23 protein-coding genes are annotated in these 22,805 nt (G+C 63.4%); 7 read left to right on the top strand and 16 right to left on the bottom strand.

All coding sequences use genetic code 11. The annotated features are described in order from the left end of the window. Window positions 1–7: 7 nt before the first annotated feature. Window positions 8–2,488, top strand: a complete 2,481-nt coding sequence (gene torA / locus AB5Y89_RS15195; RefSeq protein ID WP_368224085.1) for a trimethylamine-N-oxide reductase TorA — start codon at window positions 8–10, stop codon at window positions 2,486–2,488. Between the two features lie 148 nt (window positions 2,489–2,636). Here torA and AB5Y89_RS15190 read toward each other — a convergent pair whose 3' ends face one another. The 4 genes from AB5Y89_RS15190 to AB5Y89_RS15175 all read right to left on the bottom strand — a co-directional run bounded on the left by AB5Y89_RS15190 (window position 2,637) and on the right by AB5Y89_RS15175 (window position 5,655). Beyond that, window positions 2,637–3,098 carry a hypothetical protein gene (locus AB5Y89_RS15190; RefSeq protein ID WP_010675970.1) on the bottom strand — a complete coding sequence of 154 codons (462 nt, stop codon included), beginning with the start codon at window positions 3,096–3,098 and terminating at the stop codon, window positions 2,637–2,639. Window positions 3,099–3,200: 102 nt separating this feature from the next. Next, window positions 3,201–4,547 (bottom strand): sensor histidine kinase, encoded by a 1,347-nt coding sequence (locus AB5Y89_RS15185; RefSeq protein ID WP_010675971.1) that lies wholly within the window; start codon window positions 4,545–4,547, stop codon window positions 3,201–3,203. A gap of 31 nt (window positions 4,548–4,578) precedes the next feature. Continuing rightward, window positions 4,579–5,235, bottom strand: a complete 657-nt coding sequence (locus tag AB5Y89_RS15180) for a response regulator transcription factor (RefSeq protein WP_005332666.1) — start codon at window positions 5,233–5,235, stop codon at window positions 4,579–4,581. A gap of 87 nt (window positions 5,236–5,322) precedes the next feature. Beyond that, the gene (locus AB5Y89_RS15175; RefSeq protein WP_041211926.1) at window positions 5,323–5,655 is read right to left on the bottom strand and encodes a PepSY domain-containing protein; all 333 of its coding nucleotides are present in this window, start codon (window positions 5,653–5,655) and stop codon (window positions 5,323–5,325) included. Window positions 5,656–5,718: 63 nt separating this feature from the next. Here AB5Y89_RS15175 and AB5Y89_RS15170 point away from each other — a divergent pair, with 63 nt between their 5' ends. Beyond that, complete coding sequence (locus tag AB5Y89_RS15170; RefSeq protein WP_049636027.1) at window positions 5,719–5,967, top strand: PepSY domain-containing protein; 249 nt, start codon at window positions 5,719–5,721, stop codon at window positions 5,965–5,967. A 10-nt stretch (window positions 5,968–5,977) separates the two neighbouring features. On the opposite strand, the gene msrQ is transcribed toward AB5Y89_RS15170, so the two are convergent. Beyond that, a complete protein-coding gene (gene msrQ / locus AB5Y89_RS15165; protein WP_049636028.1) occupies window positions 5,978–6,631 on the bottom strand; it encodes a protein-methionine-sulfoxide reductase heme-binding subunit MsrQ in 654 nt (217 codons plus the stop codon). A gap of 91 nt (window positions 6,632–6,722) precedes the next feature. After that, window positions 6,723–7,733 carry a protein-methionine-sulfoxide reductase catalytic subunit MsrP gene (gene msrP, locus AB5Y89_RS15160; protein ID WP_323923178.1) on the bottom strand — a complete coding sequence of 337 codons (1,011 nt, stop codon included), beginning with the start codon at window positions 7,731–7,733 and terminating at the stop codon, window positions 6,723–6,725. 371 nt (window positions 7,734–8,104) lie between these two features. Between msrP and AB5Y89_RS15155 the strand changes: the two genes are divergently transcribed. Then, window positions 8,105–8,578, top strand: coding sequence for a DUF1097 domain-containing protein (locus AB5Y89_RS15155; RefSeq protein ID WP_042014355.1), 474 nt, complete (start codon window positions 8,105–8,107; stop codon window positions 8,576–8,578). Window positions 8,579–8,667: 89 nt separating this feature from the next. On the opposite strand, the gene AB5Y89_RS15150 is transcribed toward AB5Y89_RS15155, so the two are convergent. The 4 genes from AB5Y89_RS15150 to AB5Y89_RS15135 all read right to left on the bottom strand — a co-directional run bounded on the left by AB5Y89_RS15150 (window position 8,668) and on the right by AB5Y89_RS15135 (window position 12,213). Further along, window positions 8,668–9,948, bottom strand: a complete 1,281-nt coding sequence (locus tag AB5Y89_RS15150; protein WP_041211929.1) for a sigma 54-interacting transcriptional regulator — start codon at window positions 9,946–9,948, stop codon at window positions 8,668–8,670. Window positions 9,949–10,002: 54 nt separating this feature from the next. After that, window positions 10,003–10,512, bottom strand: coding sequence for a hypothetical protein (locus AB5Y89_RS15145; protein WP_039039694.1), 510 nt, complete (start codon window positions 10,510–10,512; stop codon window positions 10,003–10,005). Window positions 10,513–10,617: 105 nt separating this feature from the next. Next, the gene (locus AB5Y89_RS15140; RefSeq protein WP_045522797.1) at window positions 10,618–12,030 is read right to left on the bottom strand and encodes a sensor histidine kinase KdpD; all 1,413 of its coding nucleotides are present in this window, start codon (window positions 12,028–12,030) and stop codon (window positions 10,618–10,620) included. A 102-nt stretch (window positions 12,031–12,132) separates the two neighbouring features. Then, complete coding sequence (locus AB5Y89_RS15135) at window positions 12,133–12,213, bottom strand: YnhF family membrane protein (RefSeq protein WP_223302605.1); 81 nt, start codon at window positions 12,211–12,213, stop codon at window positions 12,133–12,135. Window positions 12,214–12,350: 137 nt separating this feature from the next. On the opposite strand from AB5Y89_RS15135, the gene folK reads away from it, so the two are divergent. Next, a complete protein-coding gene (gene folK / locus AB5Y89_RS15130) occupies window positions 12,351–12,896 on the top strand; it encodes a 2-amino-4-hydroxy-6-hydroxymethyldihydropteridine diphosphokinase (RefSeq protein ID WP_368224083.1) in 546 nt (181 codons plus the stop codon). A gap of 58 nt (window positions 12,897–12,954) precedes the next feature. Here the strand turns inward: folK and AB5Y89_RS15125 are convergent, their stop codons facing one another. After that, window positions 12,955–13,659, bottom strand: coding sequence for an SDR family oxidoreductase (locus AB5Y89_RS15125; protein WP_368224081.1), 705 nt, complete (start codon window positions 13,657–13,659; stop codon window positions 12,955–12,957). Window positions 13,660–13,818: 159 nt separating this feature from the next. Between AB5Y89_RS15125 and AB5Y89_RS15120 the strand changes: the two genes are divergently transcribed. Beyond that, window positions 13,819–14,223 carry a CBS domain-containing protein gene (locus AB5Y89_RS15120; protein ID WP_029314862.1) on the top strand — a complete coding sequence of 135 codons (405 nt, stop codon included), beginning with the start codon at window positions 13,819–13,821 and terminating at the stop codon, window positions 14,221–14,223. 249 nt (window positions 14,224–14,472) lie between these two features. Beyond that, window positions 14,473–15,237 (top strand): substrate-binding periplasmic protein, encoded by a 765-nt coding sequence (locus tag AB5Y89_RS15115; protein WP_368224079.1) that lies wholly within the window; start codon window positions 14,473–14,475, stop codon window positions 15,235–15,237. Window positions 15,238–15,338: 101 nt separating this feature from the next. On the opposite strand, the gene asnC is transcribed toward AB5Y89_RS15115, so the two are convergent. After that, entirely contained in the window at window positions 15,339–15,800 is a 462-nt protein-coding gene (asnC, locus tag AB5Y89_RS15110; RefSeq protein ID WP_010675986.1) for a transcriptional regulator AsnC, read from the bottom strand. Window positions 15,801–15,954: 154 nt separating this feature from the next. On the opposite strand from asnC, the gene asnA reads away from it, so the two are divergent. Further along, window positions 15,955–16,947: an aspartate--ammonia ligase gene (asnA, locus tag AB5Y89_RS15105; RefSeq protein ID WP_010675987.1), complete on the top strand. Its 993-nt coding sequence runs from the start codon at window positions 15,955–15,957 to the stop codon at window positions 16,945–16,947. Window positions 16,948–17,174: 227 nt separating this feature from the next. Here the strand turns inward: asnA and AB5Y89_RS15100 are convergent, their stop codons facing one another. The 4 genes from AB5Y89_RS15100 to rluD form a co-directional block, all read right to left on the bottom strand. Next, entirely contained in the window at window positions 17,175–17,996 is an 822-nt protein-coding gene (locus tag AB5Y89_RS15100) for an MBL fold metallo-hydrolase (RefSeq protein ID WP_368224078.1), read from the bottom strand. Window positions 17,997–18,056: 60 nt separating this feature from the next. Further along, window positions 18,057–20,630 carry an ATP-dependent chaperone ClpB gene (gene clpB / locus AB5Y89_RS15095; protein ID WP_041211934.1) on the bottom strand — a complete coding sequence of 858 codons (2,574 nt, stop codon included), beginning with the start codon at window positions 20,628–20,630 and terminating at the stop codon, window positions 18,057–18,059. A 250-nt stretch (window positions 20,631–20,880) separates the two neighbouring features. Next, window positions 20,881–21,618 (bottom strand): peptidoglycan editing factor PgeF, encoded by a 738-nt coding sequence (pgeF, locus tag AB5Y89_RS15090; RefSeq protein ID WP_201888775.1) that lies wholly within the window; start codon window positions 21,616–21,618, stop codon window positions 20,881–20,883. Window positions 21,619–21,737: 119 nt separating this feature from the next. Then, window positions 21,738–22,718, bottom strand: a complete 981-nt coding sequence (gene rluD / locus AB5Y89_RS15085) for a 23S rRNA pseudouridine(1911/1915/1917) synthase RluD (RefSeq protein WP_010675991.1) — start codon at window positions 22,716–22,718, stop codon at window positions 21,738–21,740. Window positions 22,719–22,805: the final 87 nt, after the last annotated feature.

Here is a 22,805-nt window from a genome sequence, read left to right as displayed (position 1 = left end):
CTCTCCCATGACTTTTTTCAATGACCAACAGACCAACCTCTCCCGCCGTACTCTGCTCAAGGGGCTGGGGGCCTGTGCCGCCTTGCCCCTGCTGGCTGGTCTCTTCCCGAAAAGCGCCCTGGCCAAGGCCGTCAGCACGGCCCTTGAGCAGTTCCCCACCCTGGTGCCCGCCCAGAAGGGCATCCTGACCGGCGCCCACTGGGGAGCCTTCGAGGCCATCGTCTCCGAGGGCCGCATGGTGCGGGTCCAGCCGGTGGCCGACGATCCGGCACCGAATGACCTCATCGACATGGCGCCGTTCCAGGTCCACGCCAAGAACCGCATCAAGTACCCCATGGTGCGCAAAAGCTGGCTGGAGCACGGCCCGGGCGCCAGACCGGAGCTGCGCGGTGCCGACGAGTGGGTACGGGTGAGCTGGGAAAAGGCCATCGACCTGGTGGCCGGCGAGATCCAGCGCGTTCAGTCTGATTTCGGCCCGCAGGCGATCCACGCCGGTTCCTACGGCTGGAAGAGTGTCGGCATGTTCCACAACAGCCGCACCCTGCTGCACCGCCTGATGAACCTCTCGGGCGGCTTCACCGGTTATGCCGGTGACTACTCAACCGGCGCGGCTCAGGTGATCATGTCCCACGTGATGGGCTCCATCGAGGTGTACGAGCAGCAGACCGCCTGGCCCAACGTGGTGGAGCACACCGAACTGGTGGTGCTCTGGGGGGTCAACGCCCAGGTCACCCTGAAGAACAGCTGGAACATGCCGGATCACGAAGGTCAAGCGGGCTTCAAGGCGCTGAAAGAGAAAGGCACCCGGGTCATCAGCATCGACCCCGTCTACAACGAGACCGCCAAGCTGGTCGGCGCCGAGTGGATTGCCCCGAACGCCTACACCGACGTGGCCATGATGCTGGGGGTGGCCCACACCCTCTACAGCGAGAAGAAGCACGATCAGGCCTTCCTCGATCGCTACACTGTCGGCTTCGACACCTTCCTCGCCTATCTGCTCGGCAAAGAGGACGGCCAGCCCAAGAGCGCCGAGTGGGCGAGCAGCGTCTGCGGCGTCGATGCCAAGGTGATCCGCCAACTGGCCCTCGACATGGCCGCCAAGCGCACCATGATCATGGCCGGTTGGGGCATGCAGCGTCAGCACCACGGGGAGCAGCCCAACTGGATGCTGGTCACTCTGGCTGCCATGCTGGGCCAGATCGGCCTGCCGGGGGGCGGCTACGGCTTCAGTTACCACTACTCCTCCGGTGGCAGCCCCACCGCCAAGGGCGGCATTCTGGCGGGGATCTCCGCCGGCAACGCACCGAAGAACAGCCCGGCCCCCATCCCGGTGGCCCGCATCGCCGACTGCCTCGCCAATCCGGGCAAGACCATCGACTTCAACGGCCGCAAGGTGACCTATCCGGACATCAAGCTGGTCTACGTGGCGGGGGGCAACCCCTTCCACCACCATCAGGACACCAACAACCTGCTGCAGGCGTGGCGCAAACCGCAGACCGTGATCGTTCACGAGCCTTACTGGACCGCTACCGCCAAACACGCCGACATCGTGCTGCCGGTCACCACCAGCTACGAGCGCAACGATCTGGAGATGGGCGGCGACTACTCCCAGCGCTACGTCTTCCCGATGCACCAGTGCGTGCCGCCCCAGTTTGAAGCCCGCAACGACTTCGACATCTTCAGCGCCATCGCCGCCAAGCTGGGCGTGCAGGAGCAGTACACCGAAGGGAAGGACGAGATGCTGTGGCTCAAGCAGATGTACGACGGCATGGCGGCGCAGGCCCGTGGCGCACGTGTGGCGCTGCCGCCGTTCAACATGTTCTGGGAGTCCAACAACTACATCCGCTTCCCGATCCCGGAGGCCAACCGCCAGTGGATCCGTCACGCCGATTTTCGCGAGAACCCGCTGCTCAACCCGCTCGGTACCCCGTCCGGCAAGATCGAGATCTTCTCCAACACGGTGGCGGGGATGGGTTATGCCGACTGCGCCGGTCATCCCAAGTGGTATGAGCCCAAGGAGTGGGTGAAGAGCGAGGTGGCGGCGCGCTATCCGCTGTCGCTCAACACCTCCCACCCGACCCAGCGGTTGCACTCCCAGCTCGACAACACCCCGCTGCGGGACAAGTTCGCCATCGCCGATCGGGAGGCGATCCTGATCCATCCGGACGACGCCAAAGCACGCGGCATCCAGGATGGCGATCTGGTGCGGGCCTTCAACGAGCGCGGCCAGATCCTGGTGGGTGCCCTGCTCTCCGCCGATATCCGGCCCGGGGTAGTGCGGGTGTGTGAAGGGGCCTGGTACGATCCGGCCAAGCCGGGCGAAGCGGGCAGCATCTGCAAGAACGGCAACGTCAACTGCCTCACCTTCGACGAGGGCTCGTCCAGTCTGGCCCAGGGCAACTGCGGCCACATGGCCCAATTGCAGATAGAGAAGTATATCGGGCCAGTGCTAGCCAACACGGCGCACGAGGTACCGGCCAACGGCTGAGTAGAGGACTGAGCAACAAAAACGGCGCCATCAAGGCGCCGTTTTCTTATCGCAGTTTGTGGTGTGGCTCAGAATCACAAGTCACCCTCAACCATATACTCTTCCGCATACTCCACCCGCCTTGCAGCCAGAGTGGGGACAAGGTGGCTCAGAAGTCTCCTTCCACCATGTACTCTTCGGCACACTCCACCAGCTGGGGCCAGAGATCTTCCGGCACCCAGGCCTCGGGGTCATCCTCGTCACCGTCATATTGGCTCCAGAAGAAGGCACGCAGCCCGCTTGCGAAGTCGTCGCTCAACTCCGCCAGTTCGGAGAGGGGCCCCAGCCAGGCAATGCGGCGCAGGCCGGAGGCGAGATCGTTGATGGCATCCATCAGGGTGCGATCATCCAGGCTCTGCTCCACCAGCAGGGTGAAGCGCTCGCGGGCGCTCTCGGTCTGATCCTCGTCCAGCTCGCCCACGTCGGCCAGCAGGTCGACAAAGTCCTCCAGCAGGAACTGGATCAGGGCATCCCTGTCCTCGAACCACTGGATCTGGGCCCCCTTGGTGCCCAGCACCGAGGCATCGAACGAATCATCGAGATGGCACAAAGCCCAAGGATCGTCAGTCATTGCTACCCTTCCTACACCTGAAACAAGAGACGTATCTTATGCCGGGTGCCGCACCCTTGCCAGCACGGCGGCACAAAAGGGGTCCCCCGACGGGGAGCTCCATCACTCAACCCTGGCCACCTTGGGCAGGGAGAGGGAAGCGGCGAGCCCCCCCAGCTCGGCCCGCCCCATGATGAGGCTGCCGCGATAGGCTTCCGCGAGATCCGAGACGATGTTGAGGCCAAGGCCCGAGCCCGGCACCTTCTCGTCGAGGCGCACCCCCCGCAGCACTGCCTTGGCGATCTGATCCTCGCTCATGCCGGGACCGTCGTCCTCGATGCGCAGGGTGATCCAGCCACCCAGCTCGGCGCTGGAGATGCGCAGCTCGCTGGCAGACCACTTGAAGGCGTTCTCCAGCAGGTTGCCCACCATCTCGTCGAAGTCCTGCTCCTCCACCCCGACCGCTAGATTGACCGGCACCTGCAAGTCCACCGTCTTGCCGGGATAGAGGCGGGAGAAGGCGCGGCAGATATACTCCACCCGGGCCCGCACCGGGGTCGACACCCCGAGGATCTTGGCGGCGCCGGTCACCCGCGCCTTGCCGAGGTGATAGTCGATGTGGCGCTGGATCTGGTCGAGCTGCTCGCCGAGGGCGGCCTGATCCTCCGGCGGCAGCTGGGTCACCTGGTTGCGCATGATGCTGAGCGGCGTCTTGAGGGCGTGGGCCAGGTTGCCGGTGTGGGAGCGGGCCCGTTGCAGCAGCTCGCCATAGTGGTGCAGCAGGCGGTTGATGTCCTCCACCAGCGGCTGGATCTCCAGGGGGTAGCGAAGCCGGAACCCCTCCTGATGACCCTGATGGACGCGGCTCAGCTCGCGGCGCAGCAGGTGCAGCGGGCGCAGGCCGTAGAGGATCTGGAACATGAAGCCGAGCACCAGGCCGGTGGCGGCGAAGCCGAGGCCGAGGAACAGGCTGATGCGGGTCTTCTTCAGGGTCTGGGTCAGGGCGCTGCTGTCCTTGGCCATCACCAGGGTGAAGACCCGATCAGACCCCGGCAGCAGCACGGTACGGGTCATGATGAGCAGGGGCTCCTTGTTGGGCCCCTTGCCGACGAAGAGATCCGGATCTCCGAAGGCCGACTTCAGGCCGTGGGCACTCAGATGGGCATCCCACAGGGAGCGGGAGCGACTGACCACCGTCTCCCCCAGCTCCAGTTGCCAGTAGTAGCCGGAGTAGGGCTGGCGATAACGGGGGTCGGCCATGGGCTCGGTGACCACCGGCATGCCGTCCGGCTGGATCTCGAGGCGGGAGAGCAGATCGTAGAGCTGCAGGCGCAGGCCATCGGCCTCCGCCTCCTGCCAGTAGTTGCGCATCATGGTCTGCAGGCTGAAGCCGGTGGCGAACAGGAAGAGACCGCACCAGACCATGGCGATCACCACCAGCCGACCTCGCAGGGTGCGTACCAGCCTCATTCAACCCACCCCGCCATCGGTTGCGAGGGTGTCATTCGTTGATCCGGTAGCCGAGGCCGCGCACCGTCTCGATGAGATCGGCGTGGGTCTTCTTGCGGATGCGGCCGATGAACACCTCCACGGTGTTGGAGTCGCGATCGAAATCCTGGGCATAGATGTGGTCGATCAGCTCGCTGCGGGACACCACCTTGCCCCTGTGCTGCATCAGGTAGCCCAGCACCCGGAACTCGTGGGCGGTGAGCTTGATGGGGGTCCCTTCGTACCACACCTGGGAGGCCGCCATGTCGAGACGCACGCCACCGATCTCGAGGATGGAGCTGGCGTTCCCCGCCGCCCGGCGCACCAGCGCCTGCACCCTGGCCACCAGCTCCGCCACCTGGAAGGGCTTGGTGAGGTAGTCGTCCGCCCCGGCGTTGAGCCCTTCAATCTTCTCGTGCAACTGGCCACGGGCGGTCAGCACCAGCACCGGGGTGTCCATCCCCTTGCTGCGCCACTCCTTCAGTACGCTCAGGCCGTCGCGACCGGGCAGGCCGAGATCCAGGATGATGGCGTCATAGGGTTCGGTCTCGCCGAGAAAGCCCGCCTCGTTGCCATCGTGGCAGAGATCGGTGACGAAACCGGACAGACGCAGCTGCTCCGCCAGCTGGCCCGCGAGGATCTTTTCATCTTCAACTATCAGAATGCGCATACATGGGTATCCAAAACAGGGTTGTGCCGGCACCGGCAACGGTTGGGGGGACGAACCGGATGACGGTACGTTCGCGGACTCACGCCGTTACTCCTCTTCCGGGGGCGGGCGCGGAGCGAACAGGCGTTCCAGATGGTGGCCCTTGAGCCACACCATCTCCAGGTTGTCAGCCCGGTAGCCCACCTTGATGACGCTGTTCTCCTCGTCGATGAGCCTGAGCTCGTAGAGCCAGACGCCATCCTCCTCACCCAGATCGACCCGCAGCACCCGCACCGGCAGGCGGGAGGCCACCGCCATCAGCTCATGAAAAGGACGGACCCGCCCCTCGCTGACCGCCTGTTGCAGCAAGGCCTCGTTCGGCTGGGCCGCCTGAACCAGCATCGGCAGCAGCAATCCAAGCAGGGGCAGCGCGCTATTCATGGGTGATTCATCTCTCAAAACCTAACATAATGCCGTTTATAGTGTGCCAGCCATGAATCCGGAATGAATATGATCCCACGCAGTATCCTGCTGATCTTGTGCCTCTTTTCCACCTTTGGCTGGGCGGCGCAGACACGTCTCGACATGGCCGGACTGGTCAAGTTGTTGCTGGCACAAGGGTATCACGACATTCGGGAAGTGGAGCTGGAAGGGGACAAATTCGAGGTCGATACCCTGAATGCCGACGATCAGCGCGTCCAGTTGCAGGTCGATGCCAACACCGGCGAGATCACCAGAAAAGAGGCCGAATAGGCCTCTTTTGCTATGGGCGTGACGGCTGTTGCGCCGCCCCCCTCCTGGCCACTTGCGGGCGCTTGCGCCAGGGGCGCAGCAGTTTCTCCCGACGGGGCCACAGCAGGGCGCAGGCCAGCACCAGATAGATGAGGGGCTCCTGCCACCCGCTCTTGACCGACCACCAGTAGTGTACCGGCACCAGCAGAGCCACCCCGTAGATCCAGTTGTGCAGCTTCTGCCAGGCAGGCCCCATGCGCCGCAACAGGGCCGGGATCGAGGTGATGCCGAGCGCCAGCAACAGTAGCAGCGCCACCATGCCCACCACTATGTAGCTGCGCTTCACCAGCTCGCCGCCAATCAGCCCCCAGTCGAACTGCAGATCCAGCCCCAGCCAGACCATGAAGTGCAGGGACGCCCAGGCGGCGCACCAGAGCCCGAGGGGGCGGCGCAACTTGATGAGCTGCCCCTGGCGCCAGCGCTTGGCGAGCGGCGACACCAGCAGGGTCAGCAACAGCAGGTGGAGGGCCCCCTTGCCAAGGTAATGGGTCAGCCCCTGGACCGGATCCCCCCCCAGCAACCCGGCTGGCACGGCATAGCCCAGCCAGAGCAGAAAGCCGAACGAACCAAGGTGCACCAGCGCCCGCAAGCCGTTGACATGGGCTGTTTTCAGTCTCGGCATCATATTGCAGTTCCCGTCATGTTTTTCCCGCTTCTCATCCCCTCTCCCACCAGGGGAGAAGGGGGCAAGATATCAGTCGGGCAGAGCGTCAGTCTCAATACCATTTACGCAGATCCATCCCCTGATAGAGGGACGCCACCTCGTCGCCGTAGCCATTGAACATCAGGGTCGGCTGGCGCTTGGCCCCGAAGATGCCCCCCTCGCCGATGAAACGCTCGCTCGCCTGGCTCCAGCGCGGGTGATCCACGCTCGGGTTGACGTTGGCGTAGAAGCCATATTCGTTGGGGGCCAGCAGGTTCCAGGTTGTCGGGGGCATCTCCTCCACCAGGCGGATGGAGACGATGCTCTTGATGCTCTTGAAGCCGTACTTCCAGGGCACCACCAGCCGGATGGGAGCCCCGTTCTGGGCGGGCAGGGTTTTGCCATAGAGCCCCATGGCGAGGAAGGAGAGGGGGTGCATGGCCTCGTCGAGGCGCAAGCCCTCCACATAGGGATAATCGATGCCGCCCCCCAGGGCACGGGAGGCCTGCCCCGGCAACTGTTCCGGATCATAGAGCGTCTCGAAGGCCACGAACTTGGCGCGACTGGTGGGCTCGGCACGGCGGATCAGATCCGCCAGCGCAATGCCGCTCCAGGGCAGCACCATGGACCAGGCCTCCACGCAGCGCAGCCGATAGATGCGCTCCTCCAGCGTGCTCTTGTTGATAAGATCCCACACATCCAGGGTGAAGGGTTTGGCCACCTCCCCTTCCACCTTCAGGGTCCAGGGCTCGGGCTTGAGGTAATGGCCGTTGCGGGCCGGGTCCCCCTTGTCGGTCCCCAGCTCGTAGAAATTGTTGTGGGTGGTGGCCTTCTCCTCCGGGGTGAGGATCAATCCCTCTGGCCGGGTCGCGGCACGGATGTCGAGGGGTCTGGTGGGGGCCACGGTGGCCGGCTTGTCCGATGCGAAGAGATCCAGCAGGCTGGCCTTCACCGGAAACGCCAGGGTGGCGGCACCGACGCCCAGGCCCAGCCCTTTCAGGATGCGGCGACGATCCTGATAGACGGTTTCCGGCGTGACATCCTGTTCGGTGGGGTGATGAGAAGTACGGCGCTTGATCAACATGAAAAAACTCCCGGGACGATGAGGTTGACAACCATAAGACCCGCCCCGGCCGAGTTTTCTTTCACACAGAATTACATGAGTTGGTAAAGGGGCAGTGCCTTGGCCATGGTACCGGCCAGGAAGAGCACTACGAACACCAGCAGAGGAACGATCACGTTTGGCACCATCAGACTCACTCCATGAGCAGGACAGGGCCTCTAACTATGGAACAAGGTCTGCGGCGTCTCCAATGAATTTTTTTCGCGAGCGCAAGCGTATTCCAGAGTTGCAAAGAGTGATCGGGATCACACACAATCCGGCCCCCGCTTGCTGCCGCTCTACCGCGGAGTAGGCTGCCTCCTTTTCCGGATTCAACCACTGAGAGTCACGCCATGAGCCCACTGTTCGCCATCGCCATCACGACCGGGATCCTCTCCGCCGTCTGGGGTGGACTGGCCGCCGCACTCGGTCTCATCTCCTGGGTCGGCTTCCTCGGCTGCACCAGCTACTTCGCCTCGAGTGGCGGTTACAAGGCGCTGTTGCAGACCCTGCTGTGCAACACCACCGGCATGCTGTGGGCACTCCTGCTGATCCACGGGGAGACCTGGTGGGGGGCCGGCATGGCGGGTTATCTGATGACAGGGGTGGTGGCCACCCTGATGTGCGTACAGGCCAGGCAGCAGTGGCTCGCCTACATTCCCGGCACCTTCGCCGGGTGCTGTGCCACCTTCGGCGCCGCAGGCGAGTGGCGGCTCATTCTGCCCTCCCTCATCATCGGCGCCCTGTTTGGCTATCTGATGAAGGCGAGCGGCCTCTGGCTCTCCCAGAAGACCCTCTCCACCGGCGGCGTCAGCGACCCGGCCTGAGCCTGAGCCTGAGCCTGAGCCTGATAAGGTAACCGATTCGGTCGGAAACCAGAGGGGCGGCCCGTCATCGACGGCCGCCCCTCTGTCATTTATCCCTTCGACTTGAAGTTGGCCGCCTCGATGCCGTGCCGATTCAGCAGCTTGTAGAAGTCGGTGCGGTTTCTCCCCGCCATGTTGGCCGCCAGGGTCACATTGCCTTCCGTGGTGCGCAGCAACCGGATCAGGTACTCCTTTTCAAACTCGGCCCGCGCCTCGTTGAACGAGGGAATGCCGCCACCGCCGCCACTCAGGGCCGACTCCACCATGGCCGCGCCTATCACCGGGCTGCAGCAGAGGCTCGCGAGCTGCTCCACCACCCCGCAGAGCTGGCGCACGTTGCCCGGCCAGGCCGCGGCGGCCAGCAGGGCCAGCGCCTCCGGCGAGAAGCCGAGGGCGGCGCAATCGGGGTGACGGTTGCGGTAATCGTCCAGCGCCTGACGGGCCAGCAGGGGGATGTCCTCGCTGCGGGCGCTCAGAGGCGGCAGGGTGATGTTGGCCACGTTTAGGCGGTAGAAGAGATCCTCGCGAAAACGCCCCTCTTCCATGGCGGTCACCAGATCCTGATGGCTGGAGCTGATGACCCGCACCTCGGGGGTGCCCTGACCATACTCCGCCAGCACCTGGAGCAACTTGGCCTGGAGTGACTCCGACAGATCCCCTATCTCGTCGAGGAAGAGGGTGCCGCCTTTGGCCTCGGCAAACAGGCCGGACTGGCCATCCTCGCCAAACAGCTGCAAGTCCAGCGCGGGCCAGGGCAGAGCCGCACAGTTGATGGTATGCAGCGGCTTGTCGCGGCGGTGGCTGGCCTGGTGCAGCGCCTGGGTCATCACCCCCTTGCCGACGCCGGAGGGACCCAGGATCAGCACGGGCACGTCCATGGTGGCGATGCTGCTCGCCTGGATCAGCAATTGCTCCATCTGCGGGTTACGGGTCTGGATGAGGGACTGCCACTCCTGCTGCTGCTTCGGACGGGTCAGGCTGAGAGCATGCTCTATGGTGACCAGCAGCTCGTCCTTGTCGATGGGCTTGGTGAGGAAGCTGAACACCCCGGAGCGGGTCGCCTGGATGGCGTCGGGAATGGTGCCGTGGGCGGTCATGATGATCACCGGCATGCCGAGCCACTGGGACTGGATCCGCTCGAACAGCGCCAGCCCGTCCATGCCCCCCATGCGCAGATCGCTCAGCACCAGGTCGGCCCGCTGCTGGCGCAGCCTGTCCAGCGCTCCTTCGGCGCTGTCGGCGGTATCCACCTCGTAACCCTGGCTGCGCAGGCGCATGCTCATCAGCTTGAGCAGGCTGGCATCATCGTCCACCAGCAGAATACGGCTCATGCTCTCACCCCCTCTTGGCGAAAAACGCGATCATTGCGGCGCGGTCCGGAGCTGTCATGGCTGACCTCCCCCATTGAGCTTACGCTGGTTGAGCTGCTCGTCGATGGCGGAGAGCTGCTCTATCTGCTGGCGCAGACGCTTCACCTCCTGACTCTGATCGTCGCGGCGGCTGTCTCGCACCAGCAGCTCCTCCCCGAGGGCGATCCAGCTGCGCAGGAAGGCCTGGGCATCGAGACCGAGCTCCGGCAACAGAGCCTTCAGCTGATCCAGCCCGGCCCGGCGGCTGGCCACCGATTCGGACGGGTGGGTGTTGACCATGGCCAGGCTGACCCGGCTCTCGAGGTCGGTGGCGCCGGCCAGTCGCTGGCGCTCCTGCATCCGCTGCTGGGGATGGCTGGCCAGCAGCCAGTCCGAGTATTGCAGGCGCACCTGCATCTCCTTGTTGGCAAACTCCATCCGCCTGGCGATCGCCTCCTGGGAAGGCTCGGTGAGGCTGGTAGAAGGCAGCAGGGAACAGCCAGCGAGCAGGCCTATCATCAATACGGGAATCACAAATCGTTTCATCTTGAATGTCACTTCAGATCCTGGTGGGGAACAGGCACCTGCCCGCTCCTCTCAATATTCGGTGTCAAGGCGCCACCCGCACCTGCGGGGTCGCCGCCACGCCCGTCAGCTCGGGCGCACGTTCAAATCCAGCCGGAAACAGACATCCGCCTGGGCATCCTCGATCAGCCTGAGCTCACCGCCCAGACTCATAGCAGACTCACGGGCAATGGAGAGGCCCATGCCGGAGCCTTTCAGCAATCCCTGGCGCACTATGCTGCCCTGCTCAAAGGGCTCGAAGATGCGCTCCCGTTCGTCTGGCGGGATGACAGGCCCTTCGTTGGCCACCTCCAGCCAGCCGCCGCCCGCTCCCGCCCCGGCGCGGATCCAGATCTGTCCGCCCCTGGCGCCATAGCTGACCGCGTTGGAAAAGAGATTGTCGAGGATGAGTCGCAGGCGGTAGGGCTCTGCCCGCAGGCTGATGGGCTCGGGCGGCAAGTGTACACTGATTTGCTTGGATTCCAGCGCGAGCCGGTACTCTTCGGACAAGTCTGACAACAAGGGCGCCAGGGGCACCTCGGACAGGGTGAACACCTCCTGCTGGCTGAGGCGATTGAAGTCGAGCAGCCGCTCGATCAGGGTCTGCAGACGGCGGCTGTTCTCCTCCAGCATCTGGCAGATCTCCTGCTGATCCCCGTTGAGGGGCCCCACCAGCTGCTCCGAGAGCAGATCAGCCCCCTCCCGCAGCACGGCAAGGGGGGTTTTCAGCTCGTGGGATACGTGGCGCAGGAACTGGTATTTCTGCTGTTCCAGCTCCTTGAGCTTGTCGTGCAGCCAGCTGATCCGCTCCCCCAGCAGCACCAGTTCGGCCGGGCCATCCACCGGGCGCTGATCCGGCTCGACGCCTGCGCCCAGACTCAGGATCCGCGACTCAATCTGACGTACCGGGTGGATGATGAGGTAGGTAAAGAGCAACACCAGCAGCAGGCTGAGCCCGACCACGAAGCCGCTGACCCACCAGATCTGCTGTTTCAGCTCCACGATGGCGCCCCGCATGCGGGTCACGTGATCATCCACCTGGCTGCGGGTGACCACTTCCAGTTGCTGGTTCAGTTCGTTGAAGTCGGTGAAACGGGGGCTGGTCGCCTCCTGCCTGGCCTTGCGCAGATCCTGCAGGCCATCGAGCCAGACCAGCGTCGCCTCGAGATCTCCGTAGACCTCGGCATCCGGAATGGAGTCCTGATGGGTCGCGAGCAGTTCCCGGTAGCGCACCAGCTGCTGCCGATAGCTGGCCAGGATGCGGTCATCACCCAGGACCGCATAGCGGCGCAGGGTGCGCTCCAGATCGATGGCCTGGGTGGAGAGCAGCGTCGCCCGGCGAGTGTCTCGCACCGCACGTTCCATCTCGTCGCTGGTGAGCTGGCCCAGGTGGGAGAGAGCCTGACTGTCGTGCCAGATCATGCCCCCCAGGGGCATCAGCACCAGCACGAAGCCCATCAGTACTACCTGGAGCAGGGAGCGGGGCCGAACCTTGGTCATCTTCTGCGGTCTCGATTCGTCATGGGGGAGCCAGCATATCCGCACTGCCCCAAAAAGCAAAACCGGCCATAAAGCCGGTTTGATTGCTCACCGAGGCCGGATTCACGCCAGGCCGACGGACGCCACACAGATGACAATGATCATGGCAAGGGCCCCTGACGCGGCCAACAGTGCCCATTTCATTTCTACGCTCATGCAAACCTCCTTTCTGCCAATCAGCGTTGGATCACAACAGATAACGACATGTTAATTCATAGTGAATCCCATAACCGTGAGCTGCGTATATATTTCAGACGAGCCCAACCCAAGGAATGGAAAGCATGTTTTACCTCTGTAGCATTGGATCCAATCTCGACCCCGCCCTGCACGTCAGTCAGGTCGTCGCCGAATTGCTGGCCCGCTTTGGTCACCTTCACCTGAGTTCCGTCATCCAGACCAAACCCGTGGGCATGCATTCGCGCCACGACTTCCTCAACTGCCTGTTCGTCGTCCAGAGCGACCTCTCCCCCGTCCAGCTCAAGGCCGAGTTTGTCACCATGGAGCTGGCCCATGGCCGGGATCGCAGCAACCCCCTGTGCAAGGTGGCGGACAGGCCACTGGACATCGACATACTGGCCTGCGGCGAACGGGATGACTTCGCCGAGGCCGGGGTGGATGCCTACCTGGGGGACCTGCTGGCGGAGATGTATCAGGGCGGCAGTGTGGACTCCGGCAAGGTGACCCTCGGCCTGCCGGGCAGCAAGGTGTTTGCGAAGCAGCGCATCGGCCAGGCCCCCATCCATCTCTGCCAGCAAGACGAGGCCCTGCTTCCCGGCAACGGCCACCCCGGCCCCCCTTCCCGGCACGCCTCCATCCGGCACCCTTGAGCCGTTCACACACATGAGGCGCCCAAAGGCGCCTCATGTCATGGCGGCCCGCCTTGCCCTAGATGGCGGCGAGGGCGCGCCCTCCGTCCACCCGGATGCTGGCCCCGGTCATGTAGTCGTTCTTCATCAGCATCTGTACCGCCTGCCAGATGGGCTCCAGACCCCCTTCCCGCGCCAGCGGCGTCTTCGCCAGCACCTGCTGGCGCCAGTCATCCCCGTGCTCGTCGAGAAACAGGATGGGGCCAGGCTCTATGGTGTTGACCCGCACGGCGGGTGCCAGTTCGCGGGCAAAGCTCATGGCCAGGGAATGGGCTCCCGCCTTGGTGGCCACGTAGGCGGCAAACTGGGGCGCCGGGGCATGGATGTAGATATCGGTGATGTGGATGATGCCCCCGTTGGGCTGGCGGGCAAGGGCGGGGGCCAGCGCCCGGTTGAGCTGGAAGGGAGCCGCCATGTGTACCCGGTAGAACTGATCAAACTGGGCCAGCTGCACCGCAGGATCCGCCGCCTGGGGCTCGAAGGCGGAGGCATTGTGGATGATCAGGGCAAGATCCTCATGGGCCGCCAGCGCCGTCACCACGGCGCCCACCTCCTCTTCCCGGGTGAAGTCCGCCTGTACCAGCTCGACGCCCACGTCTCGCAGACGATCCAGCTCGGGCCGTTCGCTGCGATAGCTGCCCGTCACCTGCCAGCCAGCGGCCACCAGCTGCTCGCACAGATAGAATCCCAGGCGACGGCCACAGCCCGTTACCAATGCACGCATACCCTCTCCTTGTGGTTGTCGCCCTCCCCGATCCATGCAGGATCGCACGGAGGACCCATTCATCGGCCATGACCTATCGATGTCCGAGGCAAAACCCATTGGCCCCGTGTCACAGCCACCGGGCATAGTGGCCCCATCGACCCCCATGGAGCCACCATCATGCTACAAATTCGCGATCATATGCAGCCATTGACCCACTCACTGCACCCCGGCCTCGGTCTGGCCGAGGCGCTGGACAGACTCCATCGGGCAAACCTGGGGGGCCTGCCGGTACTGGATGACCATCAGCACCTCGTCGGATTTCTCTCCGAGCAGGATTGCATTCCCGCCCTGCTCACGGGCAGCTATCACTGCGACACCCGTACTCTGGTCGAAGATCTGATGAGCCGGACCCCGCTGTTCGTCTCTCCTGATGACAACATCGTTGATCTCGCCCGCCAGATGGCCGGGGCCAGACCCAAGGTCTATCCGGTAATGGAGGGAGGCAAGGTGACGGGCATCATCAGCCGTCGTCAGGTGATGCAGGCCCTCAACACCCAGATGAAACAGTGTCAGGCAACCTGAGACAGGCCACCTCGCACACGTTTCATGCCGACCACCCTCCCGCCCACAGCCGGCGAGTGGCTGGTCCATCCCGCCCGACTCTGCCACGGGGCGGCCTGTCGAGGCAGCGCCGCCCTCCTCCCACCGGCACCGTTCGTTTGTCCCCTCCCCATTTCAGGGTTTGCCATCCGTGGTCGTCTCTAGTTAGATAGGTGCCGGTCACAGTCCCTGCCGGATGCGACCCCGTCCCGAGTGCTCAGGAGATGTAACGTGCGACGCTTGCTCGTATTCTGCTTGCTGCTGCCCTGCTGGCTGTCAGCCAGGGAGCTGGTCATTGGTGGCATCCTGGAGCCTCCTCTCAAGTGGCTGGATGCACAGGGACACCCTCGCGGGCTGGATGTGGATCTCGTCACCGCCATCTTCGGCACGCTCCATACCCCCATCAGGATTGAGCTCATCGATTCGGGGGCCAGGCTCACCCGCAATGCCGAAAGCGGCTTCTATGACCTGCTGCTGACCCACTCCTACAAACCGGAGCGGGAGGCCTATCTGCTCTACCCCAAACAGGCCCATATGCTCCATAGCTGGCACTTCTTCATACGCAAGGAGTCCGCAGGCCGGATCCATTATGACCATCTGACGGATCTCAAACCCTGGCGCATCGGTGTCACCCGGGATTTCTCCTATACCCCCGAGCTCGCGGCAGCCATGACAGACCCGAGCTATCACTTCCAGGAGATCCCCATCAACCAGCTGCAACTGCGCAAACTCATCGCCGGTCGCATCGACGTGGTGCCCATGTCCCTGGTCACCGCCTTCACCCAGATAAGAGAGGAGGGACTGGAAGGCAAGCTCGACTACCTGCCAAAACCCCTCAAGACCAGCCCCTACTTCAATGTCTGGACCCGTTCCCGGGCCGATGCCGACACCCCGGCCCTGATGGCAGCCTATGATGCCGAACTGCTGCACATGAAGCGGGACGGCCGGCTCAAGGCCCTCTACGACAACTACGGCATCCCCTATATCGAACCCTGATCCACCGGTCAGGGTGTCATAGCCCACAGGGTCGAATTCTGCTGCGCGGACAGGGTCTCGCACGGGAGAGGGATCTCAACGCCCCCCTCAGACCACCCGACTCAAGGCTTCACATCCCGCAGGATCGGGTTTTGCAGCGAAATCAGCGTCTCGGTGGACTGGATCTCGTCGATGGTCTGGATCTTGTGGATCAGTACCGTCTGCAACTCGTCGATGGAGCGGGTCATCACCTTCATGAAGATGCTGTAGTGGCCCGTGGTGTAGTAGGCCTCCACCACCTCGTCCAGCGCCTGCAGCTTGGCCAGGGCCGACGGGTAATCCTTGGCGCTCTTGAGGTTGATCCCGATGAAGCAGCAGACGTCATAACCCAGCTTCTTGGGGTTCACCTGCACCCGCGTTCCCTCGATGATGCCCGCCTGCTTCATCTTCTCTACCCGCACGTGGATGGTGCCCGGGCTCACCAGCAGTTGTTTGGCCAGCTCGGCGTAAGGCAGGCGCGCATTCTCCATCAGGGCGGTGAGGATGGCCTGATCGAGATTATCGATCCGATAATTTTCTGACACTTTTTTGCGCTCCTTTTAATGATTCATCATTAATTGATGGCTTATTTTGAAGAAAAAAACACACAAAGCCTATTTCTATTATCGAATATTGAATTTAGTCGGCATTATGTTGAAGAATCACCGCATTCAACGGATTCACGACAGGTAATTCAGCATGAAACAGCACTACATCCGCAGCCAACAGCAGATCAGCTTCGTCAAAGAGATGTTCTCCCGCCAACTCGCACTGCAACTCGGCCTGATGGAGGTACAAGCCCCCATTCTGAGCCGGGTCGGTGACGGCACCCAGGACAACCTCTCCGGCTGCGAGCATGCAGTGCAGGTCAAGGTGAAAACCCTGCCGGAGCACAGCTATGAGGTGGTCCACTCCCTGGCCAAGTGGAAGCGCCAGACCCTGGGTCGCTTCGGTTTCGGCCCGGGTGAAGGCATCTACACCCACATGAAGGCACTGCGTCCGGACGAGGATCGTCTCAGCCCCATTCACTCCGTCTACGTCGACCAGTGGGACTGGGAGAAGGTAATGCCGGGCGAGCGCCGGGATCTGGCCTATCTGCAGGAGACGGTGCGCGGCATCTGGGCCGCCATCAAGGCCACCGAGCGCGCGGTCTGTGCCGAGCATGAGCTGACCCCCTTCCTGCCGGCGGATATCCAGTTCCTGCACAGTGAAGAGCTGCTGACCCGCTACCCGGACCTCGATGCCAAGGGACGCGAGCGCGCCATCGCCAAAGAGCTGGGAGCGGTCTTCCTCATCGGTATCGGTGGCGCCCTCTCCCACGGCGAACGCCACGACGTGCGAGCCCCGGACTACGACGACTGGAGCAGCGAGAGCGAGCTGGGGCTGGCGGGTCTGAACGGTGACATCCTGGTGTGGAACCCGGTGCTGGAAGACAGCTTCGAGATCTCCTCCATGGGGATCCGGGTGGACGCAGAGGCCCTGCGCCGCCAGCTCGCCATCACCGGCGACGAGGATCGCCTGCAATATGACTGGCATCAGGATCTGCTGGCAGCACGCATGCCGCAAACCATCGGCGGCGGCATCGGCCAATCCCGTCTGGCCATGCTGCTGCTGCAAAAAGAGCACATCGGTCAGGTCCAGGTCGGCGTCTGGCCATCTGAAATGAAAGCTGCCATCCCAGGCATGCTGTAACGAATTGATTTGATTGCATCTGTCCTCCTATCGCGGCAACACGGCGCGGGACAGACGCGATAGCGAAGCTGGTCAGCCGGGGTGGAGAGCGTATCCCGACTGACTGTAAGGCGGGCATGGTCGCTGACTGTGCCTGCCGACCCTGGGGCTTGCCCCTGCGATCCGCTCAACCCACGTCAGATCGCATCGAATACATTCCTCCCGGCAATCTTCGGATTGCCGTTTTTTTATGCAGGAAATCGGTACTCGAAACCGGCCCCGATCTGGCGCTGCCGCGGCAGCACCGCCTTCCGTTTGCCGGTGCAATGACAGGCAAACAGCTTCTCTACCGCCTCCTCCTGCAGATAAGTGCCGAGCGCCACCGCCCGCTCTGGGCCGGAAAACTTCAGATGCAGGCCGCCGATGACGGCGTGGATCCGCTCATCGCCACACACCTCCTTGGCCCGCGCGATGATGTTCTCGGCCCCGGCGTGACCACAGCCGATGAAGACTATCAGACCCTGCTCGCTCTTGTAGACCAGCGCCGAATCATCGCTGATAAGGTCTTTCTCCACTCGCCCGCCCCGCACCATGTAACCAAGCAAGGAGGGTTTGGCCTGCTCCCGTCGCAGTATGGATCCCAGGAACACCAGCCGCTCGGACAGCCAGACCGGCTCGGCCGAGCAGCGGGGGATCAGTCCTTTTGATCGCAGCCAGGCGGGCTCCAGCTCCCCCGAGAGGCGATATAAGTTGAATCGCCGAAACGGCAGCGGCAAAAAATAGCCCCGCTCATTGAACACATCCGGACAAGCGATCAATGGAATAGGATCGGAATAGACGGGCAGGGAGCCGATGCCTCCCACATGGTCGTAATGACCGTGGGACAGCACCACATGGGTGAGAGAGCCGAGATCTACCCCCATCACCTCGGCATTGTGCCGCAGCGCCCGGCCCCGACCACTGTCGAACAGCACCTTGAGTCCATCGCACTCCAACAGCAACGACAGTCCCTTTTCAGGCAGGCAGCCGGGTAGATGAACATCATCCACCAAAACGGAAAACGTCAGCATCTCAATCACCCTGAAAACAAAACGCAGGCACGAGGCCTGCGTTTTTCATCGACAATCCCATTACTGGGTCATGGTGAGGCCGTTGCTGTCGGCCCCCAGCCGCAGTGTCTTGCCCGGGATGACCCGACCGCTGAGCAGGGCCTGGGCCAGCGGGTTCTCCACCTTCTGCTGGATCGCCCGCTTGAGGGGGCGCGCCCCGTAGACGGGATCGAACCCGGCATGAACCAGCTTGGTCAGCAGCTCCTCGCTCACCTCCACCTCGAAGCCCTGGGACTCCAGACGGCTCATCAGGCTCTTGAGCTGGATGCGGGCGATGGACTTGATGTGCTCCTCACCGAGCGGGTGGAACACCACGGTCTCGTCGATCCGGTTGATGAACTCCGGCCGGAAGCTGCGGGTCAGCACCTCCATCAGCATGGTCTTCATCTCGTCGTAATCCTTCTCGGAGTGGTGCTCCTGAATGAGATCAGACCCGAGGTTGGAGGTCATGATGACGACCGTGTTGCGGAAGTCCACGGTACGCCCCTGACCGTCGGTCAGGCGGCCATCGTCCAGCACCTGCAACAGGATGTTGAAGACATCGGGATGCGCCTTCTCCACCTCGTCCAGCAGGATCACCGAGTAGGGGCGACGGCGCACCGCCTCGGTGAGATACCCCCCTTCCTCGTAACCCACGTATCCCGGAGGCGCCCCCACCAGACGGGCCACGCTGTGTTTCTCCATGAACTCGGACATGTCGATCCGCACCATGGCGTCCTGGGTATCGAACAGGAACTCCGCCAGCGCCTTGCACAGCTCGGTCTTGCCCACCCCGGTGGGGCCGAGGAAGAGGAAGGAGCCGATGGGGCGGTTCGGGTCGGACAGCCCGGCACGAGAGCGGCGAATGGCGTTGGAGACGGCGTCCACCGCCTCTTCCTGGCCGATCACCCGGCTGTGCAGCTGATCCTCCATCCGCAGCAACTTCTCCCGTTCCCCTTCCAGCATGCGGGCCACCGGAATGCCGGTCCAGCGGGCCAGGACGTCGGCGATCTCCACGTCGGTGACTCTGTTGCGCAGCAGGCTGGTCTCCTGCATCTCGGCCTGGGTGGCGAGATCCAGCTGTTTCTCCAGCTCCGGGATGCGGCCGTACTGCAACTCGGACATGCGGCCCAAGTCCCCTGCGCGGCGCGCCACCTCGAGATCCTGACGAGCCTGCTCCAGTGCCGCCTTGATGTGCTGGGTCCCGGCGAGGGCAGCCTTCTCGGCCTTCCACACCTCTTCCAGCTCGTTGTATTCCCGCTCTTTTTCCGTCAGCTCCTGATTGAGCAGATCGAGGCGCTTGCGGCTGGCGTCATCGTCCTCCTTCATCAGCGCCTGCTGCTCCAGCTTGAGCTGGATGATGCGCCGCTCGAGCCGGTCCAGGGATTCCGGCTTGGAGTCGATCTGGAGCCGGATGCTGGCCGCCGCCTCGTCGATGAGGTCGATGGCCTTGTCAGGCAGCTGGCGATCCGCGATGTAGCGGTGGGAGAGCTGGGCCGCCGCGACGATGGCGGGGTCGGTGATCTGCACATGGTGGTGCAGCTCGTAGCGCTCCTTCAGGCCACGCAGGATGGCGATGGTGTCCTCCACCGAGGGCTCCTCCACCAGTACCTTCTGGAAACGGCGCTCCAGGGCGGCGTCTTTCTCCACGTACTGACGATACTCATCGAGGGTGGTGGCACCGACGCAGTGCAATTCGCCGCGGGCCAGGGCGGGCTTGAGCATGTTGCCCGCATCCATGGCACCCTCGCCCTTGCCGGCACCGACCATAGTATGCAGCTCGTCCACGAAGAGGATGACGCTGCCCTCCTCCTTGGCCAGATCGTTCAGGACCGCCTTGAGCCGCTCCTCGAACTCGCCGCGATACTTGGCACCGGCCACCAGGGCCCCCATGTCGAGCGACAGCACCCGCTTGTTCTTGAGCCCTTCCGGCACTTCGCCATTGATGATGCGCTGGGCCAGACCCTCGACGATGGCGGTCTTGCCGACGCCGGGGGCACCGATCAGCACCGGGTTGTTCTTGGTGCGGCGTTGCAGCACCTGGATGGTGCGGCGAATTTCGTCATCCCGGCCGATCACCGGGTCGAGCTTGCCGAGTTCGGCCCGCTCGGTGAGATCGATGGTGTACTTCTCCAGCGCCTGGCGATTCTCCTCGGCGTTGGCATCCTCCACCTTCTTGCCGCCACGGACCTTGTCGATGGCTGCCTCGAGTTTTTCCTTGGTCAGCCCCTGGGCACGCAGCAGCTCGCCCAGCGTCCCCTTCTCGTCCAGGGCCGCCAGCACGAACAGCTCGGACGAGATGAACTGATCCTTGCGCTGCTGGGCCAGCTTGTCGCAGACGTTGAGCAGTCGGCCGAGGCCGTTGGAGAGCTGTACGTCCCCTTCCACCCCGCTGACGCGGGGCAGGCGATCCAGCTCCTCGCCGAGGCGCGAGCGCAGGGTATTGATGTCGAGCCCGGTCAGGGTGAGCAGCGGACGAATGGATCCGCCGTCCTGATTGAGCAAGGCGCTCATCAGATGGACGGGTTCGATGAATTGGTGGTCACGACCCAGTGCAAGAGACTGGGCATCGGAAATGGCAATCTGGAATTTGCTGGTCAGGCGATCGAGGCGCATTGCACTCCCCCTTCAAGACAGACGCCGCATGCGCGGCAACAACATCGCTTTCTGACAAGGAAGATGTGGTCTTGAAGGGCAATTTCAAGGGGTAACTGTTTATTTTTTCCTCAATAGCGGTGGCCGAGGGAAAACGACCTCGCAATGGCAGCCTGTACCCTGAGCCTGCTCGGCAGCAAGACATAGCCACCGGAGGGCCATCACCAGGGAGTGAAGAGGCGCTTGCGGCCACTCGCGAGCGCCCCTTCGGCTATTTTTCCAGCCATACAAGGGAGGCCATGCGACCCGTCTGCCCGTCGCGGCGATAGGAGTAGAAGCGCTCGCTGTCGCTGAAGGTGCAGTATTCGCCGCCATAGATGGCGGTGACGCCGGCGCGGGCGAGGCGCAGTCGGGCCAGCTGATAGATATCCGCCAGCCATTTCCCTTCGTTGAGGGATGGCACGAATGCAGTCGCCGCTTCCGCCTGCTCCGCCATGAAGGCATCGCGCACCTCGCCACCCACTTCGAACGCGGCGGGACCGATGGCCGGGCCCAGCCAGGCCAGGATCTCGCCAGGCTCGCAGCCCATGGCGGCGATGCTTGCCTCCAATACGCCCCCCTGCAGTCCGCGCCAGCCGGCATGGGCCGCCGCCACTACGGTGCCTGCCCGATCGCAGAACAGCACCGGCAGGCAGTCGGCAGTCATCACGATGCAGGCATGCCCCGCCTCATGCGCACAGGCGGCATCGGCATCCGGTACGCGCTCATAACGGTCGCTCACCGGATGGACGGCGATGCCATGTACCTGGTTGAGCCAGTTGAGAGTGCCGGGGATCCCCGCCACCTGCTGCAGTCGGGCGCGGTTGGCCTCGACCCTAGCCAGTGCATCGCCCACATGGGCCCCGAGGTTCAGACCAGCAAAGACCCCTTCGCTGATGCCGCCGTCCCGGGTGGTCGAGAGAGCCCTGACATTGCCCGGTGCGGGCCAGTCGGGTGCGATCCAGTTCATCTGTGGCTCCTTTCGTTCATATGAAAACGGGGCCCCTTGGCTGCAACCAGTCAAGGGGCCCCGCATCAGATCATGGAGGGCAGGTTACGGCAGGAATCGTCGCAAGGCCGCCCCCGGGATCAGTTCCAGACCAGATCGTCCGGATTGGCCAGGGTATCCGCCCGCAGCACTTCCATCAGCGCCACCATGTCCTGCGGCGTGGGGGAGTGCCACTCCATCACTTCACCCGTGATGGGGTGCGCCAGCTTCAGCATGGTGGCGTGCAGCGCCTGACGGTGGAAACCGCGCAGGGCCTCGGTCAGTTCGGGGGTGGCGTTGCGCAGCAGACGCAGACGACCGCCGTAGGCGGGATCCCCCACCAGCGGATGCTTGATGTGGGCCATGTGGACACGGATCTGGTGGGTACGGCCGGTCTCCAGCCGCAACCGCAGACGGGTGTGACCACGGAACTTCTCGTGCACCCGGTAGTGGGTGACGGACTCGCGCCCGTTGGGCACCACGGCCATGTGGGTACGCTGGGTCGGGTGACGACCGATGGGGGCATCGACGGTGCCGCCGGCGGTCATGTGACCGATGGCAATCGCCTCGTACTCACGGGTGATCTGGCGTGCCTGAAGGGCTTCCACCAGGTGGGTCTGGGCGGGAATGGTCTTGGCCACCACCATCAACCCCGTGGTGTCTTTGTCCAGACGGTGCACGATACCGGCGCGGGGGACCTCGGCGATGCCGGGGTAGCGGTGCAGCAGGGCATTGAGCACGGTGCCGTCCGGCGTACCGGCGCCCGGGTGAACCACCAGGCCGGCCGGCTTGTCGATCACCAGGATGTGTTCATCTTCATAGACGATGTTCAGCTCGATGTTCTGGGCATCCCAGCGGGTGTCGTCTGCCAGTTCCACATTCACATGTACCTGCTGCCCGGCCACCACTTTCTCGCGCGGGGTATTGGCAACCTGACCGTCCAGGGTCACTCTGTCCTGTAAAATCCACTCCTTGATGCGGGTCCGGGAGTAGTCGGGAAACAATTCGGCCAGGGCCTGGTCGAGTCGTTGCCCGAATTGGTGATCCTGAAATTCGCCTGTCAGTTCAATATGCTGGCTCATGTATGGTCTCTTGAGCGGGGGTATCAATTCGAAATAATCCGGGTATTCTAGCTTTTCTTTTAGCCAAGCATAACGGATACTTTGCCA

Source organism: Aeromonas sp. s4 (assembly GCF_040907855.1).
Taxonomy (GTDB): domain Bacteria; phylum Pseudomonadota; class Gammaproteobacteria; order Enterobacterales; family Aeromonadaceae; genus Aeromonas; species Aeromonas caviae.
This window is presented reverse-complemented; position numbering and strand designations above follow the sequence as displayed.

Coding starts and splice junctions, on each gene's coding strand:
- torA (WP_368224085.1), top strand. CDS start 8: ATGACTTTTTTCAATGACCAACAGACCAACCTCTCCCGCCGTACTCTG.
- AB5Y89_RS15190 (WP_010675970.1), bottom strand. CDS start 3,098: ATGACTGACGATCCTTGGGCTTTGTGCCATCTCGATGATTCGTTCGAT.
- AB5Y89_RS15185 (WP_010675971.1), bottom strand. CDS start 4,547: ATGAGGCTGGTACGCACCCTGCGAGGTCGGCTGGTGGTGATCGCCATG.
- AB5Y89_RS15180 (WP_005332666.1), bottom strand. CDS start 5,235: ATGCGCATTCTGATAGTTGAAGATGAAAAGATCCTCGCGGGCCAGCTG.
- AB5Y89_RS15175 (WP_041211926.1), bottom strand. CDS start 5,655: ATGAATAGCGCGCTGCCCCTGCTTGGATTGCTGCTGCCGATGCTGGTT.
- AB5Y89_RS15170 (WP_049636027.1), top strand. CDS start 5,719: ATGAATATGATCCCACGCAGTATCCTGCTGATCTTGTGCCTCTTTTCC.
- msrQ (WP_049636028.1), bottom strand. CDS start 6,631: ATGATGCCGAGACTGAAAACAGCCCATGTCAACGGCTTGCGGGCGCTG.
- msrP (WP_323923178.1), bottom strand. CDS start 7,733: ATGTTGATCAAGCGCCGTACTTCTCATCACCCCACCGAACAGGATGTC.
- AB5Y89_RS15155 (WP_042014355.1), top strand. CDS start 8,105: ATGAGCCCACTGTTCGCCATCGCCATCACGACCGGGATCCTCTCCGCC.
- AB5Y89_RS15150 (WP_041211929.1), bottom strand. CDS start 9,948: ATGAGCCGTATTCTGCTGGTGGACGATGATGCCAGCCTGCTCAAGCTG.
- AB5Y89_RS15145 (WP_039039694.1), bottom strand. CDS start 10,512: ATGAAACGATTTGTGATTCCCGTATTGATGATAGGCCTGCTCGCTGGC.
- AB5Y89_RS15140 (WP_045522797.1), bottom strand. CDS start 12,030: ATGACCAAGGTTCGGCCCCGCTCCCTGCTCCAGGTAGTACTGATGGGC.
- AB5Y89_RS15135 (WP_223302605.1), bottom strand. CDS start 12,213: ATGAAATGGGCACTGTTGGCCGCGTCAGGGGCCCTTGCCATGATCATT.
- folK (WP_368224083.1), top strand. CDS start 12,351: ATGTTTTACCTCTGTAGCATTGGATCCAATCTCGACCCCGCCCTGCAC.
- AB5Y89_RS15125 (WP_368224081.1), bottom strand. CDS start 13,659: ATGCGTGCATTGGTAACGGGCTGTGGCCGTCGCCTGGGATTCTATCTG.
- AB5Y89_RS15120 (WP_029314862.1), top strand. CDS start 13,819: ATGCTACAAATTCGCGATCATATGCAGCCATTGACCCACTCACTGCAC.
- asnA (WP_010675987.1), top strand. CDS start 15,955: ATGAAACAGCACTACATCCGCAGCCAACAGCAGATCAGCTTCGTCAAA.
- AB5Y89_RS15100 (WP_368224078.1), bottom strand. CDS start 17,996: ATGCTGACGTTTTCCGTTTTGGTGGATGATGTTCATCTACCCGGCTGC.
- clpB (WP_041211934.1), bottom strand. CDS start 20,630: ATGCGCCTCGATCGCCTGACCAGCAAATTCCAGATTGCCATTTCCGAT.
- pgeF (WP_201888775.1), bottom strand. CDS start 21,618: ATGAACTGGATCGCACCCGACTGGCCCGCACCGGGCAATGTCAGGGCT.
- rluD (WP_010675991.1), bottom strand. CDS start 22,718: ATGAGCCAGCATATTGAACTGACAGGCGAATTTCAGGATCACCAATTC.